The organism is Salinivibrio sp. IB643 (genome assembly GCF_001996105.1).
Classification (GTDB): domain Bacteria; phylum Pseudomonadota; class Gammaproteobacteria; order Enterobacterales; family Vibrionaceae; genus Salinivibrio; species Salinivibrio costicola.
In genome coordinates, this window is sequence record NZ_MUFF01000087.1 from 1 (window position 1) to 1,703 (window position 1,703).

Genomic DNA, 1,703 nt, shown 5'->3' on the forward strand with positions numbered 1-1,703 from the left:
TGTCACCCCATTTAGCTTCTAAGTCATCCAGGCTTCTAAGTCATCCAGCACGCTCTCTGCGGCGGATAATGTGACTGCCTTGTACACGCACTTCAAATCGGCCATGAAGGCTTTTTGGTGCTTACTGGCCACGTATTTCATTGAGTGGCGAATTTGATGAATAATGCAGTGCTGTATCTCTGTCTTGGGATAGATACTTTCAATCGCTTCAGGGAGGCCCTTAAGGCCATCAACGCACGCAATAAGGACCACGGTTGTGCAGGTCGGTCAGCACGCTGAGCCAGTGATGGGCACCTTCAGACTCTGACAGGTAAAGGCCCAGCAGCTCTTTTTTCCCTTCAACGTTGAGGCCGAGAATGGTGTACACCGCTTTAGTGATAAAGCGCCCGTTCTCTTTGATTTTATAGTGAATGGCATCGAGCCAGACAATCGGATAGACCGCTTCTTTTTTTCCCTTCAACGTTGAGGCCGAGAATGGTGTACACCGCTTTAGTGATAAAGCGCCCGTTCTCTTTGATTTTATAGTGAATGGCATCGAGCCAGACAATCGGATAGACCGCTTCTAATTGCCGCTCACGCCAAGCCTGAAGCTCAGGCAATAGCTTATCAGTCACGGCATTGATGGTACCGTTGGACACATGAATACCGTACAACTCTTCGATATCCATGCGGATATCTTGGTAACTGGTACCCAGCGAAAACAGCGCAAGGATTTTACGCTCCAGCTCATCGGTTAAATGCGTTTGATGTTTTTTCACTAATTGCGGCTCGAACGAGCCTGCTCGGTCGCGTGGTGTACTGAGTTCAAAGCTGCCGGCAGGGCTTTTAACGGACTTTGATGTAAAGCCGTTCTTACGGTTAGGCTGCTTTTCATTAGCGAGGTGTGAAGTGGACCCAATCAGTTGGACAACCTGATGGTGCTCCTAAGCTATGATCCAGGTTTTTCCCTAGCTCAGGCTGCCAAGGTTACGGGTTGCTTATAGTAAACCTCATCCCATAGCGCAGTAAGGCTTCCTCCAAGGCATCGATACAAAAGTTGGTGTCTAGGGTGTTGGAGACCCGCCAGGACAACACTTTACGGCTATACCAGTCGATAATGGCGACAAGGTACATGAAGCCCTTGGCCAGTGGGATATAGCTGATGTCAGTCGCCCACACCTGGTTGGGACGGTCGATCTTCAGCCCGTTAAGTAGGTACGGATAAATCTTGTGCCCATCGCCAGGAATGCTGGTTCTGGGGCGTGGGTACACCGCTTGGATGCCCATAGTGCGCATCAAACGTTGAACCCGCTTTCGGTTTATCCGGTAGCCCTGACGTTCCAGGTGGACTCGCATCTTGCGAGAGCCATAGTACGGCGTGTTGAGGCGTTGCTTATCGATCAAATACATCAAATCTAGATCCTCTTGACACTGCGCACGAGAGACATAGTACACCGAGAAGCGGCTCAACTTGAGCAGCTCGCACTGGCGCACAAGACTGATCTGAGGGTGACCATGCTCGATCATCGCCAACCGTTGTTGCCGGCTTACTGATCGAGCTTGCGTGACAAAAAATCGCGTTCCACCGTCAGTCGGCCAATCTCGCGATAAAGCTCGTCAGTACTGTGTTCATCGGATTGCTTGCCAGATTTTTTATTGCCTTCGAACAGGTCCGAGGCATTCTCCAGTAGCTCGCGCTTCCAAGCGCTGGCCATAGTCAGGTG

3 pseudogenes are annotated in these 1,703 nt (G+C 50.7%); all 3 read right to left on the reverse strand.

Going from position 1 to position 1,703, the window contains the following annotated elements:
• Positions 1 to 33 precede the first annotated feature (33 nt).
• Positions 34 to 445: pseudogene (locus tag BZG77_RS14600) on the reverse strand (IS256 family transposase); the annotation flags it as partial.
• A gap of 22 nt (positions 446 to 467) precedes the next feature.
• Positions 468 to 884 (reverse strand): annotated as a pseudogene (locus BZG77_RS14605) (transposase); the annotation flags it as partial.
• An 82-nt stretch (positions 885 to 966) separates the two neighbouring features.
• Positions 967 to 1,521: pseudogene (locus BZG77_RS14610) on the reverse strand (IS3 family transposase); the annotation flags it as partial.
• Between the last annotated feature and the right edge of the window lie 182 nt (positions 1,522 to 1,703).